The following is a 688-nucleotide window of genomic DNA, read 5'->3' as shown; positions in this document are numbered from 1 at the left end:
CTTCACACACGCGGCATGGCTGCATCAGGGTCTCCCCCATTGTGCAATATTCCCCACTGCTGCCTCCCGTAGGAGTCTGGGCCGTGTCTCAGTCCCAGTGTGGCTGATCATCCTCTCAAACCAGCTAAGGATCGTCGCCTTGGTAAGCCATTACCTTACCAACTAGCTAATCCTAACTGGGCCCATCCCAACGCGATAGCTTACATGCAGAGGCCACCTTTGGTCCGTAGACATTATGCGGTATTAGCCGTCGTTTCCAACGGTTATCCCCCTCGTCAGGGCAGGTTCCCAGCCGTTACTCACCCGTCCGCCGCTCGACGTCCAGTAAATCCACCGAAGCTTCAATACTGCCGTTTCCGCTCGACTTGCATGTGTTAGGCCTGCCGCCAGCGTTCAATCTGAGCCATGATCAAACTCTTCAATTTAAGTTTTTTTCGAAACCGAAGTTTCAGCTCAATGAATACTGATTACTGTTTCTCTCCGAAGAGAAAAACGAATTGACTGTGCCGAACAACTATTAAAGTTGTCGTTTGGTCACTCAGTTCATCGAATAAATCTTTTTGTCTATTCTCAACGAGTGCCCACACAGATTGCATAGGTCAAATTGTTAAAGAGCGTGTTGACTGAGTGGTTGGCATTTCGTGACTTGCGTCTCGTTGCCCCGTCAACAGGAAGCGCAGTATAGAGA

At 49.7% G+C, this 688-nt stretch carries 1 rRNA gene; it reads right to left on the bottom strand.

What is annotated here, in order from left to right:
• A 16S ribosomal RNA gene (locus tag WN56_RS08690) occupies positions 1 to 425 on the bottom strand; the annotation flags it as partial.
• Positions 426 to 688 lie beyond the last annotated feature (263 nt).

Origin of the sequence: Salinivibrio sp. KP-1, from assembly GCF_000968645.1 — a bacterium.
GTDB lineage: Bacteria > Pseudomonadota > Gammaproteobacteria > Enterobacterales > Vibrionaceae > Salinivibrio > Salinivibrio siamensis.
Note: the sequence above shows the minus strand (reverse complement) of the source record. Positions and strands in the feature narration are given on the sequence as shown.